Genomic DNA, 14,658 nt, shown 5'->3' with positions numbered 1-14,658 from the left:
CTTTAGGCATCAGCAAGGGAAGATGATGGTTGTTGCTGGTGTTCAGCAAGTGCTGACTCGGCTTCAGATAAAGCTTTTTCTGCTGCCTCAATTTCCTCTTTTGGGGGCGCTTTATCAGCATGTTCAGCCAGTTTATTAAGCTTTCGGAGCTGAGCTTTGGCCATTGCCACTTGGATTTTAAGGGTTTTGGTTTTTTCATCTAATGGGGGTTTTTTAGGCTTTTTACTTGCAGCCTCTTTTGAGGGGGAAGGAGCTTCAGTAGAAGTTTTCGCCTTGGCAAGAGCTTGTTCTGCTTCAGCAAGTGCAGCTTGTTTTTCGGCAATAGTGGCTTGGAGAGCATCTTGGTCGGCTGCATTGTTTTCAGCCGCTGCAGCATAAGCACGTTCCGCTTTCTTGAGAGCTGCTTTCGCTTGTGCCAATTTTATTTGCAGCACTTTTAGGTCAGGACCTGAGCTAGCGTTTTCCTTTGAGTTGCTTGTAGTCGCTTTTTCTACAGGGGGGGCAGCCTGATTCGAGTCGTTTGGGGTGGCAGCAGCCAGGGCTGTTTCAAGTGATTGCTGCTGCTGTTGCAACCGATCTAAATCTTCTTGTTGTTTAACATCGGGCGTTGACTCACTTTGTTCAATATTGCGTTGTAACTTTTTCAATTGTGCACTGACCATGGCCAGTTGGATTTTTAACTCTTTCTGCTCTGCAGTCAGCTGTGGTTTGGACTTGTTGGGCGCTTTTTTAGCTTTGGCCCTTTCCAGCGCAGCTTGAATTTCCTGTTTTGGTTGCTGATCAGTGGCCGCTTTTTCAGCTGCCGCTGCTTTGAGTCGTGCTGCTTTTTCGGCATTGGCTTTGCGCTTAGCTTCTTTAGCTGCCGTCTCTTTTGCGAGACGATCTTGTCTGGCTTCAAAGCGCTGTTTAGATTGTGCAGCTTTTTGTTGCATCAGCTCCTGCTGGCGAATGATACCTTTAGCCCCCCGGTAATATTGCACCAGAGGAATATGGCTTGGGCAAACATAAGCACAAGCACCACACTCAATGCAGTCAAACAAGTTATGGTGTTGCAGTTGAGCATACTCTTTACCCTGAGCAAACCAAAACAGCTGTTGTGGAAGTAGCGAAACAGGGCATGCCTCCGCGCAGTGACCACAACGAATACAAGATTGAGCAGGAGACGCGGGGGGTAGTTCAGTCTGGGTAGCTGCAATTAAGCAATTCGTGGTTTTGATAATAGGTACGGCGAGTGATTGCAGGGTGAAGCCCATCATGGGGCCACCCATCACTAAACGTCCCAGGTGTTCTGAGTGTAAGCTTGCCTGCTTTAATAGAAAGTCAACAGGAGTGCCTAGCCTGACTTCAAAGTTGCCTGGTTGCTGAAGAGCTTCTCCTGTAGCAGTTGTTATTCGAGAGATAAGTGGTTTTCCAAGAATAACTGCATCGTGAATTGCCGCTGCAGTACCCACATTTTGACAAAGGATGCCGATATCTGCAGGCAAGCTACCGCTGGGTACTTCTTTTCCCGTGAGAATTTGAATAAGCTGTTTTTCGCCACCAGAGGGGTATTTGGTTGGAAATACCACTATTTCTATAGTGGTATTCTTGGCCGCTTTTTTTAAGGCCACAATGGCTTCAGGCTTGTTATCTTCAACGCCTAACAAGCACTCTGTAGGTTTAACCAAATGTTGAAGAATCTGGATACCACTGATAATTTGGTCTGCTCGCTCCCTCATCAGCATGTCATCTGCTGTTATATAGGGTTCGCACTCCGTACCGTTGATAATGAGCGTCTTAATCGCAGACTCTGCGCGAGCTGCTAACTTCACAGCAGTAGGAAAACCTGCACCACCTAAGCCTGTAATACCTGCTTGCTGAATAGTTTCAAGTAAGGCTTCTGTAGATAACGATGCGTAGTCTTCATTGGTTTTTAATGCAACCCATTGGTCCAGTCCATCACTTTGGATTTCAATACAAGGCTCAAACATGCCCGATGCATGAGGGACAGCCATAGGGCCTATATTGGTTACCGTACCTGATACGGAAGCATGAACGGGTGCACTGACAAAACCATTAGCGCGGGCAATACATTGTCCTGTTAGTACATAGTCTCCAACAGCAACAATAGGTTCGGCAGGTGCGCCTATGTGCTGGCTTAAAGGCAGTACAACCTTATCAGGTAGTGCGGCAATTTTGATGGGCTGCTGTGTTGACTGGTGCTTGTTTTCGGGGGGATGAATTCCGCCGGTTAAAGGCCAAGTTTTACGTGTCATGCAGCATGCCCCCGTCCAGCATCAGTAGCTATTAATTTCACCGGGGCGGGTGGTAGCTCCCATGACCAGGTTTTGGTTGTTACTTCAATGGGTCTCATTTCAATACAGTCAACAGGGCAGGGCTCAACACAAAGGTCACAGCCAGTACATTCATTAGCAATCACAGTGTGCATTTGCTTGGCTGCACCAAGAATGGCATCAACAGGACAGGCCTGAATGCACTTTGTGCAGCCAATACACTCATCTTCTCTGATATAGGCAACGGTCCGAGGTTTTTCCTCACCATGAGCTTCATCCAGCGGCATAGGCTCGACATCAAGCAAGTCCGCAAGTGAGGCAATGGTGCTTTCACCACCTGGTGGACACTTGTTGATAACATCACCATCGGCAATTGCCTCGGCGTAGGGCCTGCATCCAGGATAGCCACATTGGCCACACTGGGTTTGAGGCAACAATGCATTGATTTGATCAACGAGTGGATCGCCTTCTACTTTGAACCGCACTGAAGCAAAGCCAAGTATGGCACCAAAAATTAATGCCAATGTCAGCAGAGCAAGTATGGCGTAGACAATTATCTCCATGAGTGACTGCCTGTGATTAACTACAAATTAAAGCTTGATAAGTCCAGTAAAGCCCATAAAGGCCAGTGACATTAAACCTGCGGTGATCATGCCTATAGCTGCACCACGAAAAGGCTGGGGCACATCAGCTAAGGCTAGTCGTTCACGCATTGCCGAAAACATAACTAACACCAGTGAAAAGCCAACGGCAGCACCAAAGCCATAAACTGCAGACTCCAGTAGTGAGCTGTGTAGCCGGTTACTGTTAAGTAGGGCAACACCAAGCACAGCACAGTTAGAAGTGATCAGTGGTAGAAACACACCGAGTACACGATAAAGCAGGGGGCTGGTTTTGCGGACAACCATTTCAGTAAATTGCACAACAACAGCTATGACAAGGATAAAGGCAATGGTTTTTAAAAAAGTTAAGTCCAGAGGCTTTAAAATGTACTCATAAGTGATATAGCTAGTGATTGATGCCAGGGTGAGGACAAATGTGGTTGCCAGTGACATGCCCATGGCTGTTTCCAATTTATTGGAAACCCCCATAAATGGGCAGAGTCCCAGGAACTGCACAAGTACAAAGTTGTTCACCAAAATTGCACTGGTCAAAATAAGCGCAATTTCACTGGCTGAATCAAGCATGCTTAAAATACCATCTACTGGAAAAGTGCGATAAAACGCAGTGATTTAACGGGAGTTGTCACTAAATGGCTGAATGACTATTATCAGCCAGCTTTTTATGCCATACAAGATGATAAGGCATAAGTTTTAAGTCAAATATGTTATAAGCTTAATTGGCATTGCTATAGGGAGTGGCTACTTCCATTACTAAAGTTCATGATATGGACATACTGAGTTTGTTAAAAACAGCTGCCCATATCATAACCATCCGCTATCTTGGCTAGCGACTAGAGTACTCTCATGCCTGGCTTAGCGCCGTCATCAGGGTGAATAACCCATAGGTCTTTGCCTCCAGGACCAGCACAAAGCACCATTCCTTCCGATAAACCAAACCGCATTTTTCTTGGCTTAAGGTTAGCGACAACCACAGTGTGCTTGCCAACTAACTGTTCAGGGCTATAAGCACTCTTTATCCCAGAAAAGACTGTACGAGTTTGTCCACCTAAATCCAATGTCAGCTTTAACAGCTTTTCTGCCCCCTCAACATGCTCTGCGTTCGCGATCAGGGCTACGCGTAAGTCAACCTTGGCAAAATCTTCGAAGTTGATTTCGTCCAGAATGGGCTCTTTACTAAGCGGGCTATCGGCGGGTATGGCCTGTTGCTTGGGGGCTAGACTTTCTTTGGAAGCTTCAACCATTGCACTGACTTTTTTCGGGTCAACACGGGTTAGCATGGCACTGAATGGTTGAATCGCGTGGTTGAGTAAAACCGTATTAACGTCATGCCACTGAAGGGGATCTATATTGAGGAACGCTTCCGTATCTTCAGCTAAAGCCGGAATAATAGGTTTTAAATACAGCATAATCAGGCGGAATAGGTTAATACCTACGGTACAAACATTAAGGACTTGTTGTTCCTGTCCAGGTTGTTTCGCCAACACCCAAGGTGCTTGATCATTAATATAGGTGTTTGCTTTATCCGCCAGTGCCATAATCTCGCGAACCGCTTTGGCAAATTCACGCTGCTCATACAAAGAAGCGATTGTTGAGGCCTGATCAGCAAATGAGGCAATTAAATCTGGCTCACTGTTTTCACTAGAAAGTACACCACCTTGTTTCTTGATGAAATTGGCACAGCGACTAGCAATGTTAATTACTTTACCCACGAGGTCAGCATTAACACGCTGACAAAAATCTTCTAGGTTAAGGTCAATATCATCAATACGACTGTTGAGCTTTGCGGCATAGTAGTAGCGCAGGTAAGAAGGGTTTAAGTGATCAAGATAGGTGCGGGCAGTAATGAACGTTCCTCTGGATTTGGACATTTTTTCATTGTTGACGGTGAGATAGCCATGTACGCACACTTGAGTAGGGGTGCGATAGCCTGCACCAGATAGCATGGCAGGCCAAAACAGGCAGTGGAAGTTGACAATGTCCTTACCGATAAAATGGTAAACTTCGGCCCGACTTTCTGGATTCCAGAATGTATCAAAATCGAGGTCATCACGCTTGTCACAGAGGTTTTTAAAGCTAGCCATGTAGCCTATAGGCGCATCCAGCCAGACGTAAAAGTATTTGCCAGGTGCTTCTGGTATCTCAAAGCCAAAGTAGGGGGCATCACGAGAGATATCCCAGTCTTGTAAACCACTATCCAGCCATTCGGCAAGCTTATTAGCGATTTCTGGCTGGACGTGCCCACTTGTTGTCCATTTCTGTAAAAAGTCACTGAACTCGCTGAGTTTGAAAAAGTAATGCTCAGACTGCTTCGTTATTGGTTTTGCGCCAGACAACGTGGATGCTGCATTTTTGAGCTCCGCTGGTGAGTAGGTAGCACTGCATACTTCACAGTTATCGCCATACTGGTCTGCCGCGCCACACCGAGGACATTCCCCTTTTATATAACGATCAGCTAAGAACATATGCTTTTCAGGGTCATAAGCCTGGCTGATGGTTTTTTTGGAAATATGTCCTGCAGAGCGAAGGGCTAAATAGATGGTTTCTGCAAGCTCACGGTTTTCTTCTGAGTGTGTGGAGTAATAGTTATCGAACTCAATAGAGAACTCTCCAAAGTCTTTGATACGCTCAGCGTTAATATTTTTAACCAGCTCATCTGGCGTGATGCCGAGTTTTTCAGCGTGAAGGCTAATGGCTGTGCCATGAGCATCATCTGCACAGACATAAATACACTGGTGGCCACGCATTTTTTGAAAACGGACCCAAATATCAGTTTGAATGTATTCCACTAAATGCCCCATATGCAAAGGACCATTTGCATAGGGTAGGGCGCTTGTTACCAGAATGTTTCGTTTAGCTTCTTGGGTCATGGTCAGCCAGTATCTCAATTCTAAAGTTCAATAAGGGGGCCAATTATAATGCCAAAGATGCTGGGTTTCACCCAGCAATAGTTCAGGTTTTTGCCAATCCAGAATGTTAGCGAACACTTATGGGTTATGGTCAAGTATTACTTCAGCTAACAAATGTTGACAGAAAAAGGTTGGCATCATTCAAGCCTTCTCTTTTACAATTAAAGGTATAAACATTGATACACTACGTTTGAGGCATTGATTGGCGAGTGAGTCACTGACTCGTTTCCTTGTGAAGGCTGCTAGTGGTTTTAGCCTAGTTTCTCTATTTGATTAGAGATTGCCCCTTAAGTATGAGTGTCGCTAGTGTAAGTCCATAATTAGGTAATATCCCTTACACAGAAGTGTTAGGTAAATAGCAACACTAAAGTAATAAGCTGCCATGCTGAGTAATTAGGTGAAATGAAATCATGCTACATGTGATGGCTACAGCTTCATACTTTAGGTGTCGTTTAAGAGAACAGTTTTGCCTTAAGTATGGTAGATTACCTTAATTACACTGAACTCAACTGAAGTATGTTGGAATAAAACAGCCTTAATCACACCTAATGAGTGGATAGGTTGTGAATAAAGTGAAACGTACTAATTCTTCTTGCTCGATTTTCAGATATGTCTATAATCGTCGCCCCTTTCTCTTCATTGATTGAAGGAAGGAATTGTAAGGTTAGCCCGTTAAGGCTGAACGCTGGGCGAAAGGAATTCACCCATTGCTCTTAAAGTAAGATATGTTGGCCTTTGTTGGCGGGTATGTCTTCCTTTGTTAGTGGTCGTGCGAAGCAAAGACATTAGTCAGTAGGTACGCACAAGATGTATAAAGTACGTTGAAGTAGCTGGAGCGACCTTTGCATTAGTAACAGCGGGTAGATAGCAAGCAGGTATGTTATGAGCAATGATCGAAAACGATACAATCGGTTACTCAACCAGGGTGTTCCACCTTGGGAAATAGTTACTGCAGAAACTGCTTCAGACTCACCTCAGCACCCGGTTTTTGGTCGAGGTAGGGAGGCTGATCAGCAGCGCTCAGATAACCAGGAAGGTACATCTGGAGCAAGAGTACAACCTTTGCCTGAGGATTTTGAGCCAGATCCTCGATATGTTGAGTGGCTTGCTATTCACCATGGAATTCCGGCAGAATTTATTTGGAAGCAACTACCTGATTTCAAGTTATACTGGCTGGAAACAGGTGAAGCACGTAAAGCTTGGCAAAATCGATTTAAAAACCATGTGATCTATCAGTGGAAGCGCCAGCAAAGTGAAAGACGGCAAAACACTTATCAATCAACGGCTGAAGAACTTACAGACTACAGCTGGGCCAACAAATTCCGCTTCGAAAGCGGCGTCGAGCGATCCGACTAAGTATTATCAGGCCATTAATGCTGTTTTTCGGAAGTTAAGAGCAGCGTCACCGATTAAGTTCCGGTCTGCCTTTCCTACGCAGGATGACCTAGAAGTAGCAAAGTCTTTATGGCTTGATATGCTCAAGGAGTATTCGCCTGAGCGAATAGTCAACGCTGCTGACCTTGCTATTCGACACACTGAGTTTTTTCCTGACCTAAAAGAAATTCTTTACTATTGCCGGTTACGCTACGAAGAGCTTGGCTTAAAAAAGCCCCTGGCGGCCTACTATGAAGCTTGCAATGCTGCTGAGTTTTCGCCTGACTACAGCTGGTCTCATCCTGCCGTGTATTTAGCGGCAAAAGCCACGGGTTGGATGGTGCTCCGTAGTGAAGAGCAGCGCGTAGCTTTCCCTCTATTTAAAAACAACTATGAGCAATTATGTCAGCGATTATTGGATGGTGAGTCGCTTGATGAACCCGTTGCTCTTGCGTTAGAGCACAAAAGATCATCTATTCAAGATGTCGCCGAGCAACAGTCAAATAAACAGCTTCAAGCAGCCATGCAGGCTCAAGGCATCAATCCTAAAGGCGGGCGAGCTGCATTTCTCGCGCTGCGATCAAAGCTCAAAAAATCTTCTGATTAATCCTTTTAGTGCCCTTTTGGTGGGAGTGAGTATGACCCAACGCATACGCCAGTGTGTTGAATCGTTGATACAACAATCATTAAAGCCATATCTGGATATTCCATTAGCCACAAGCGATGTCATCAAGCATATTCACTTGACTGATGGTCATCTTGATATTGCAATTGAATTCAACTTTCCTGCAAGCGACATCAAACAGTCTTTAGAAGAAACCCTTAAGCAAGGGCTTGCTGAACGCTCTGATATAACAACTTTGAATATAGTTGTGAATTGGAAAGTGCCGACCTTTCCTCGTCTAACGCAAATACCAGCGTTGCAGCAGGTCAAAAATATTGTTGCAGTCGCATCAGGTAAGGGAGGGGTCGGTAAATCGACAACTGCCGCTAACTTAGCGCTAGCTTTAGCGCAAGAAGGTGCCCAAGTCGGGGTTCTTGATGCGGACATTTATGGACCCAGCCAGGGCATGATGTTGGGTGTGGCTGAGGATGCACGTCCAGAAACCATTGATGATAAATATTTTAAGCCACTCATAGCTCATAACATTCAAGTCATGTCTATGGCTTTTTTGGTGACGGACAAAACGCCTATGGTGTGGCGTGGTCCTATGGTCAGTGGCGCGTTACAGCAGTTGTTACAACAAACACTGTGGCAGTCATTAGATTACCTTATTATTGATATGCCACCGGGCACAGGTGATATTCAATTGACTTTGGCCCAGAAAGTGCCAGTAACAGCGGCCATGATGGTCACCACACCTCAGGATATTGCCTTGCTTGATGTGTGCAAAGGCATTGAAATGTTCCATAAGGTGAAAGTTCCTGTTGCAGGTGTTGTAGAAAACATGGCCATGCATGTGTGTAGTCAGTGTGGGCATGAGGAGCCAATCTTCGGTGAGGGTGGTGGTGCGCAGCTAGCTGATGAATATCATGTACCCTTGCTAGGTTCATTACCACTGGATTTAAAAATACGTCAACAAACAGATAGTGGTAAGCCAACAGTATTAGCCGAGCCTGATGGTCAGATTGCTGAGCGTTATCGAGTCATAGCAAGAAACATGGCTGTACAGCTGGATAAAATTACCGAGTCGATGTCTTCTGGGCCTACGATTTCTATTGCGGATGACTAAACTGATTAGCATACGTTATTGATGATTTGCGATTTTTTCTGGAGTAGACAACATGAGACTGTGTGATCGTGATATTGAAGCGTTGATGGAGCAAGGAGAGATTGTAATCGATCCACAGCCACCATTATCTCGAATTAATGGTGTCAGTGTTGACTTGACACTGGGTAATAGCTTTCGGGTGTTTAATGATCATGCAGCCCCCTATGTTGACCTGAGTGGTCCTAGGGAAGAAATGGATCGTGTACTTGACTCGATTATGAGCAAGGAAATTATCCTGGAAGATGAAGAGTCCTTCTTCTTACACCCTGGTGAATTGGCATTGGCTGTTACTAAAGAATCCGTGACGTTACCAGATAACATTGTTGGTTGGCTTGATGGTCGTTCTTCCCTAGCACGCCTTGGGTTGATGGTGCATGTAACTGCGCACCGAATTGATCCTGGTTGGAGTGGGCAGATTGTATTGGAGTTTTTTAATGGTGGCAAACTACCTCTTGGTTTAAAGCCTAATATGACCATTGGTGCCATTAATTTTGAAACAATGACTGGCCCAGCGATGCGCCCTTATAATAAGCGGCAAGATGCTAAGTACCGCAATCAATCCAGTGCGATTGCCAGTCGAATTAGTCGTGATAGTTAAAGGTAGATGTTGAGTGTTACTTCTAATTTCAGCGTCATAAACTTTTAAATCATTGTAGATTATTGATCGGCATTTTTCAGCAGGGCGGGGAATTTGTGCTTTAGTTATAGTATAGAATTTTAGAATTTACTATAAAGGCTGGAGTTTTACCCTTGAGCTCTCGAACCATTAATGTATTTTTTGGGTTGTTTATAGCCTTTCACCGTATATTGATGTTACAGCTTGGCCGTAAGCCGCGCTTTTTTCTATATGTTTTTTATGGAACCTTTATTTTAATTGGCGTGTTTTTTTCGGCATTACTTTCCCCTCAGGCTGTGGCGGCAGAAAAAAAAGAAATGCCCCGAGTGCTTTATGTCAGCGATCCCTGGCCACCTTATATTCTTGGTGAGATAGGAAGGCCAGCCACGGGCGGAGTAGCAGTAAATTTTGCTCGCGAACTGTTAAAACGTCTTGGCTTTCAAATGGATACCATGTTGTATCCTTGGGAGGAGTGCTTAAGGATGATCCATGAGCATACGGCTGACATAGTCTTCCCTCTTATTCAAACCACTGAGCGATCTGGCTATATGACATTTAGCCAGACTGTCTTTATATCTCATGACCGTGTGTGGTATTTACGGCGGCGTGGTGAGCCTGTTCAGTGGCAATTAATGAGTGACTTGTATCCATATCGTGTGGCAACCATTCGAGGTTATAGCCATGGCGTGGATATGGATAAAGCGATCGAAGAAAATAAGTTTAAAGAGGTTTTTTATGGTGCAGATCACCTGGAAAATATTGATAAACTTATGAATAATGAAGTTGACTTAATGATTGCAGATGAACAAGTGATGCAGGATATTATTCGCCGACATCCAAAATGGCGTGACAAATTTAGTTTTGCCAGAAAAGCCATCAGTAAAAGTCAATATAAAATAGCTTTTTCTAAAGGTTCAAAGTTAAGTTCGCGTATAGATGATATTAACCTAGAAATAAAGCGTATGCGTTCAGATGGTAGTTTACGTAAAATTTTTTCAAATTATTAGGTTCTCTGCTGATCGCAATCAATATCATACTATGTTTGCTCGGTCATACTCGCCTGTAAAGATAAATTAAAGGACAAAGCCAAGGCTGAGCAGGTATAGTTTTAAGCAGATATAGTTTTAAAAAAGCTTGGTCATAAAGTTTATAATAAATCGCCATCAGGAATAGGGCACTGTTATGTTGGAACAGTCAACGATTGAAAATAATGTGCGAGATGTATTTCAGGGACAAAAAGCTTCAGACTTAATGACAACGCAGGTTTTTACTGCACACTATGATTGGTCAGTTAATCAGCTGGCTGATTTTTTAGTTGATCATCAAATATCTGGGGCGCCAGTCATTGACGAGTCAGGTAAGTTGTTAGGTGTTGTTACATTAACGGACTTGGTTCGTTATGCAAGTTTACAGTCAGATGAACCCCCTGTTCGTGATTCAAGCTTTTATCAGGCATTAGATAATTATAGGTTGTCTAGTGAAGAGCGTAATGCTTTTCGTGTAACAGTTGATAATTCAACGCTTGTTGCTGATATTATGACACCTTTGGTGTATGAGGTAGAGCCTGCTACTCCACTGGTGCAAGTTGCTGAAGCCATGGTGAGAGGGAAAATTCATCGTGTTTTGGTGACCCAAAATAAAGAAGTTGTAGGTATTATTTCTGTTCTCGATTTATTAAAAGCCGCCATTTCATTATAGTTAAATTATAGGTCTGGCTATATTCTACAATTTTCCGTGTCAGAACTACTTCGCTATTGCAGTTTATTTTTTTACCCTAAATGGACTTTTGCTTGTAATTAAATGTTTACTTTTAAAAAAACTAGCACGCTAATACAGCGTGCTAGTAATATTGATAGTTAGCATGTTGATAGTTAGTAAGTTCCGTAGTATGTACTGAAAAAGTCAGTAAGATAACCCTGTCCGGATATCATATTTATTTGTGCCCGATACTGTAAGCCTCTTCTAAGACTAACAAAAACACGTGCGTCTTGCTGGCTAACTTTAATGACCAGATAACCATTTCGGGTATTATCAATGGCTGCTCTAAATAGCTTTAGATATCGATTTGGCTGATTGAACGAGTCAATCGTTGCTGTGAGTGTTTGTTGTAACTGAGGTATAAATAGAGAAATATGTTGTCCTACCATAAGTTGCTGAATAGCGCTGGTATTTACGTTGAGGTAAGCGACAGGATTACTTTGAGAGTAGTTTACTAGATCGGCTTGCCACAAAGAGACGACAGGTTGAGTGGGTTGGTTAATGCTATCATCATTGACCAGACTGATAACACCTTGGTTAGTCACATGGCTGAGTCTTGCTTCGTAGGTGCCCTCACTGCATTTTATTGTTATGTAAGACTCAATCTCATTCGTTACGATGGTTATAAATTCTTCGTCGTTTGCTTCGGAAAACTTACCTTGCCAAATCGTCATGTTGCCTGGTTGCGATTCACGATGAGTTAATGTAGCAATAAGCGTTTTATGGTTTTGGGGAAGTGTTATCTGCAAACGCCAGCCAAGTTGTAGCCTATTAAATACACTGGTATTAGCTATAACAGCGTAATCACCTTTTGCATTTTGCTCAGAGCTTAGCGTCCAAATTTTAAGGGTGGGGTGTTCGGCTTCTTGGACATTTTTTATTAAATCATCTTCGCTAACAATTAATCCTTTACCTGTAGTATTATTTATTTGGACCTCATAACTTCCTTCATTGGTAAAAAGGTTAATACGAGTGCTTTTGGGTGTGACAATTAGACTGGCCGACCCGCTACTGGACTGACCAATTATATTGGCTTGCCAGATAGTAATATTTCCGCTGTTTTGCTCACTCTCGGTTAGTTGTAATACGATTTTTTGGTTAGGGAAAGGTAATGTAAGCTGTGTACCAATAACCATCTTGTTGAGCGTATCAGCATGAGCTGTGATAAAAATGGCTGGGGAGCCATTAGGCGCTGTTCCATAGGGTGAGCCTTGCTGTAACTCCCATAAGCTTATTGCATTATTGTTAGCACTTATGGTTGGTATATAAAAGAAAATAAGAAAGCTGATAAATAATGCAGCAATTGGTGAAGTGAATGCAGGTGTTTTCACCTGAAGCTCCCTAATGTATGGACTGTCAAAACAAGAGAGCAGTTTTGCTGGCGGAATTTTTCTGATAACTGCCCTGAACATTAAATGTAGTACATTTAGTAACAGGCTGAATATAAGCCTACATCAAAGACATAAACTGAGTCTCTGCTATAGGTGATATTTCATTACTCGATAGAGCCATCCAGAAAAACTACTTCCATGATGCAATAGAATAGGTCTAACAATAGCATGGACAAAGAGAGTACCGCAACTTTATTGCCTCATGTGTCATAAATTATACTTTTCATTAAGATGTCGTGAATATACGTTGAATGTTGTGTTTCCTTAAATAACATCAATAGTTGTATATTATCGAGACTAAAGATCTAGAAAGCATGGAAAGTGCAGCAAGATAAAAAGTTATAAAAGTGAATAATTTGGATGCTATACCTAAACGAAGGCTATACGAGGAGGATGAGGAGGGGGGATTAAAAAAATGGTTGCTGTGATTAAGCAACTAATACCCAATTTATTGGGGTGTACCAATGACAGGTAATAAACCTAAACCATGTCATTGGTGTATGTATATTAATTGTGTGCGTGTAGCTCTTCGTTAAGTGCTATAGCACTGCGGTTAGTTTTGCACTCAAGGGCACCTGTTAAGGAATTGCGGCGGAATAATAGGTCTGATTGCCCAGCAAGTTCCCTTGCTTTAACAACTTTCACGGGTTGATTATTTTCATCGAGTACTTGGACTTTAGCTCCAGCCGTAATATAGAGTCCAGCTTCGATGGTGCAGCGATCTCCAAGAGGAATACCTACTCCTGCATTAGCGCCAATAAGGCACTGCTCACCAATGGCAATAACAATGTTATTACCACCTGAAAGAGTACCCATTGTGCTGCAGCCACCACCAAGGTCACTCGCTTCACCAACGATCACACCGGCTGAAATACGTCCTTCAACCATACTTTTACCTACAGTTCCTGCATTAAAGTTAACAAAGCCTTCATGCATTATTGTGGTACCTTCTCCCAGATAAGCACCCAGACGGACTCTTGCTGTATCGGCAATTCTTACACCTTTAGGCACAACATAATCGGTCATTTTGGGGAATTTATCCACCGAGAAGACTTGGAGCTGTTGACCTGATAGTCTTGCTTTTAGTTGGTGTTGAGGTAGTTCAGCAAGGTCTATAGCCCCCTGATTTGTCCAGGCTACATTTGGCAGAAGTGAAAAAATGCCACTTAAATTGGTACCATGGGGTTTCACAAGACGATGGGAAAGCAAGTGAAGTTTTAAATAGGCTTCAGGCGTTGAAGTCGGAGCAGCATCGCCTTCTAATAGCGTTAGTACAATAGGTTGCTCAGACTCCATAAGCTGCTCAATGAACGCTACGGGTAATTCTGTTGCATCATCTGTTAATGACTGTGCAAGTTGCTGAAGTTGGGCTTTTGTCAGCTCAATGGATGTATTGCCTTGTTCATAGTGAACAATAGCACTGATATGATCAATAAGTCGTGAAGAAGGGGATAAAATAGGGTTTGGGTAATAGACTTCTAGCCACTCTCCGCGGCTGTTTTTTGAACCAATGCCAATGGCTAAACTAAAAAACTTTTTACTCATGAGTACTTCTCGTCATTAATTTTAAAGTAAAATCTGTTGGTAGTTTGTTTCGCTGAAACCAACCAAGCGTTGACTTCCCGTGTCAATAATCGGGCGTTTAATCAATGTTGGATGAGCAACAAGTAGCGGTACGACAGAGGTTTCATTGACAGTATGTTTTGTGTCTTCAGGTAATTGGCGCCAAGTCGTACCCCGTTTATTAAGTACTTTTTCCCATCCAAGTTCGGAACACCAGGCACTAACCTGTTCTAGAGTGAGTCCTTGGCGTCGGAAGTCGTGGAAAGTATAGTTTATATTATTAGCGTCAAGCCATTTACGTGCTTTTCGTACGGTATCACACTGGCTTATACCGAATAGAGTAATCATTAGACTTTTTGTTCTCCGCTCATATTTTTGCAAT

13 protein-coding genes are annotated in these 14,658 nt (G+C 43.3%); 6 read left to right on the top strand and 7 right to left on the bottom strand.

The annotated features are described in order from the left end of the window. Positions 1-2 precede the first annotated feature (2 nt). The 4 genes from rsxC to metG all read right to left on the bottom strand — a co-directional run bounded on the left by rsxC (position 3) and on the right by metG (position 5,763). A complete protein-coding gene (gene rsxC / locus KHS79_RS04270) occupies positions 3-2,255 on the bottom strand; it encodes an electron transport complex subunit RsxC (protein ID WP_212716968.1) in 2,253 nt (750 codons plus the stop codon). Further along, a complete protein-coding gene (gene rsxB / locus KHS79_RS04265) occupies positions 2,252-2,836 on the bottom strand; it encodes an electron transport complex subunit RsxB (protein ID WP_027707172.1) in 585 nt (194 codons plus the stop codon). The genes rsxC and rsxB overlap by 4 nt, the downstream gene beginning before the upstream one ends. Positions 2,837-2,863: 27 nt before the next feature. Further along, positions 2,864-3,460: an electron transport complex subunit RsxA gene (rsxA, locus tag KHS79_RS04260; RefSeq protein WP_212716966.1), complete on the bottom strand. Its 597-nt coding sequence runs from the start codon at positions 3,458-3,460 to the stop codon at positions 2,864-2,866. 266 nt (positions 3,461-3,726) lie between these two features. Then, positions 3,727-5,763 (bottom strand): methionine--tRNA ligase, encoded by a 2,037-nt coding sequence (gene metG / locus KHS79_RS04255; protein WP_212716964.1) that lies wholly within the window; start codon positions 5,761-5,763, stop codon positions 3,727-3,729. 921 nt (positions 5,764-6,684) lie between these two features. On the opposite strand from metG, the gene KHS79_RS04250 reads away from it, so the two are divergent. From KHS79_RS04250 to KHS79_RS04225, 6 genes are all read left to right on the top strand, one after another. Beyond that, positions 6,685-7,158, top strand: coding sequence for a DnaT-like ssDNA-binding domain-containing protein (locus KHS79_RS04250; protein WP_027707175.1), 474 nt, complete (start codon positions 6,685-6,687; stop codon positions 7,156-7,158). Further along, the gene (locus KHS79_RS04245) at positions 7,055-7,783 is read left to right on the top strand and encodes a replication protein P (RefSeq protein ID WP_157365381.1); all 729 of its coding nucleotides are present in this window, start codon (positions 7,055-7,057) and stop codon (positions 7,781-7,783) included. The genes KHS79_RS04250 and KHS79_RS04245 overlap by 104 nt, the downstream gene beginning before the upstream one ends. Before the next feature lie 31 nt (positions 7,784-7,814). Continuing rightward, the gene (gene apbC, locus KHS79_RS04240) at positions 7,815-8,909 is read left to right on the top strand and encodes an iron-sulfur cluster carrier protein ApbC (protein ID WP_212716955.1); all 1,095 of its coding nucleotides are present in this window, start codon (positions 7,815-7,817) and stop codon (positions 8,907-8,909) included. Between the two features lie 52 nt (positions 8,910-8,961). Continuing rightward, positions 8,962-9,546, top strand: a complete 585-nt coding sequence (gene dcd / locus KHS79_RS04235; protein ID WP_027707177.1) for a dCTP deaminase — start codon at positions 8,962-8,964, stop codon at positions 9,544-9,546. 152 nt (positions 9,547-9,698) lie between these two features. After that, positions 9,699-10,571: a substrate-binding periplasmic protein gene (locus tag KHS79_RS04230; protein ID WP_212716953.1), complete on the top strand. Its 873-nt coding sequence runs from the start codon at positions 9,699-9,701 to the stop codon at positions 10,569-10,571. Between the two features lie 175 nt (positions 10,572-10,746). Further along, a complete protein-coding gene (locus KHS79_RS04225; RefSeq protein WP_212716951.1) occupies positions 10,747-11,262 on the top strand; it encodes a CBS domain-containing protein in 516 nt (171 codons plus the stop codon). A 173-nt stretch (positions 11,263-11,435) separates the two neighbouring features. Here the strand turns inward: KHS79_RS04225 and KHS79_RS04220 are convergent, their stop codons facing one another. From KHS79_RS04220 to KHS79_RS04210, 3 genes are all read right to left on the bottom strand, one after another. After that, entirely contained in the window at positions 11,436-12,653 is a 1,218-nt protein-coding gene (locus KHS79_RS04220) for a hypothetical protein (RefSeq protein WP_212716931.1), read from the bottom strand. A gap of 567 nt (positions 12,654-13,220) precedes the next feature. Beyond that, positions 13,221-14,258, bottom strand: coding sequence for a 2,3,4,5-tetrahydropyridine-2,6-dicarboxylate N-succinyltransferase (dapD, locus tag KHS79_RS04215; RefSeq protein ID WP_212716929.1), 1,038 nt, complete (start codon positions 14,256-14,258; stop codon positions 13,221-13,223). A 21-nt stretch (positions 14,259-14,279) separates the two neighbouring features. After that, positions 14,280-14,624: an ArsC family reductase gene (locus KHS79_RS04210; protein ID WP_094788063.1), complete on the bottom strand. Its 345-nt coding sequence runs from the start codon at positions 14,622-14,624 to the stop codon at positions 14,280-14,282. Positions 14,625-14,658 lie beyond the last annotated feature (34 nt).

This window comes from Zooshikella ganghwensis (assembly GCF_018263875.1).
GTDB classification, from domain to species: Bacteria; Pseudomonadota; Gammaproteobacteria; order Pseudomonadales; family Zooshikellaceae; genus Zooshikella; species Zooshikella ganghwensis.
The sequence above is the reverse complement of the archived record's forward strand: the minus strand, read 5'-3'. Positions and strand labels throughout refer to the sequence as shown.

What these genes read in the sequence shown, in the direction of transcription:
- rsxC (WP_212716968.1), bottom strand. Translation starts at nt 2,255, where the DNA reads ATGACACGTAAAACTTGGCCTTTAACCGGCGGAATTCATCCCCCCGAA.
- rsxB (WP_027707172.1), bottom strand. Translation starts at nt 2,836, where the DNA reads ATGGAGATAATTGTCTACGCCATACTTGCTCTGCTGACATTGGCATTA.
- rsxA (WP_212716966.1), bottom strand. Translation starts at nt 3,460, where the DNA reads ATGCTTGATTCAGCCAGTGAAATTGCGCTTATTTTGACCAGTGCAATT.
- metG (WP_212716964.1), bottom strand. Translation starts at nt 5,763, where the DNA reads ATGACCCAAGAAGCTAAACGAAACATTCTGGTAACAAGCGCCCTACCC.
- KHS79_RS04250 (WP_027707175.1), top strand. Translation starts at nt 6,685, where the DNA reads ATGAGCAATGATCGAAAACGATACAATCGGTTACTCAACCAGGGTGTT.
- apbC (WP_212716955.1), top strand. Translation starts at nt 7,815, where the DNA reads ATGACCCAACGCATACGCCAGTGTGTTGAATCGTTGATACAACAATCA.
- dcd (WP_027707177.1), top strand. Translation starts at nt 8,962, where the DNA reads ATGAGACTGTGTGATCGTGATATTGAAGCGTTGATGGAGCAAGGAGAG.
- KHS79_RS04225 (WP_212716951.1), top strand. Translation starts at nt 10,747, where the DNA reads ATGTTGGAACAGTCAACGATTGAAAATAATGTGCGAGATGTATTTCAG.
- dapD (WP_212716929.1), bottom strand. Translation starts at nt 14,258, where the DNA reads ATGAGTAAAAAGTTTTTTAGTTTAGCCATTGGCATTGGTTCAAAAAAC.
- KHS79_RS04210 (WP_094788063.1), bottom strand. Translation starts at nt 14,624, where the DNA reads ATGATTACTCTATTCGGTATAAGCCAGTGTGATACCGTACGAAAAGCA.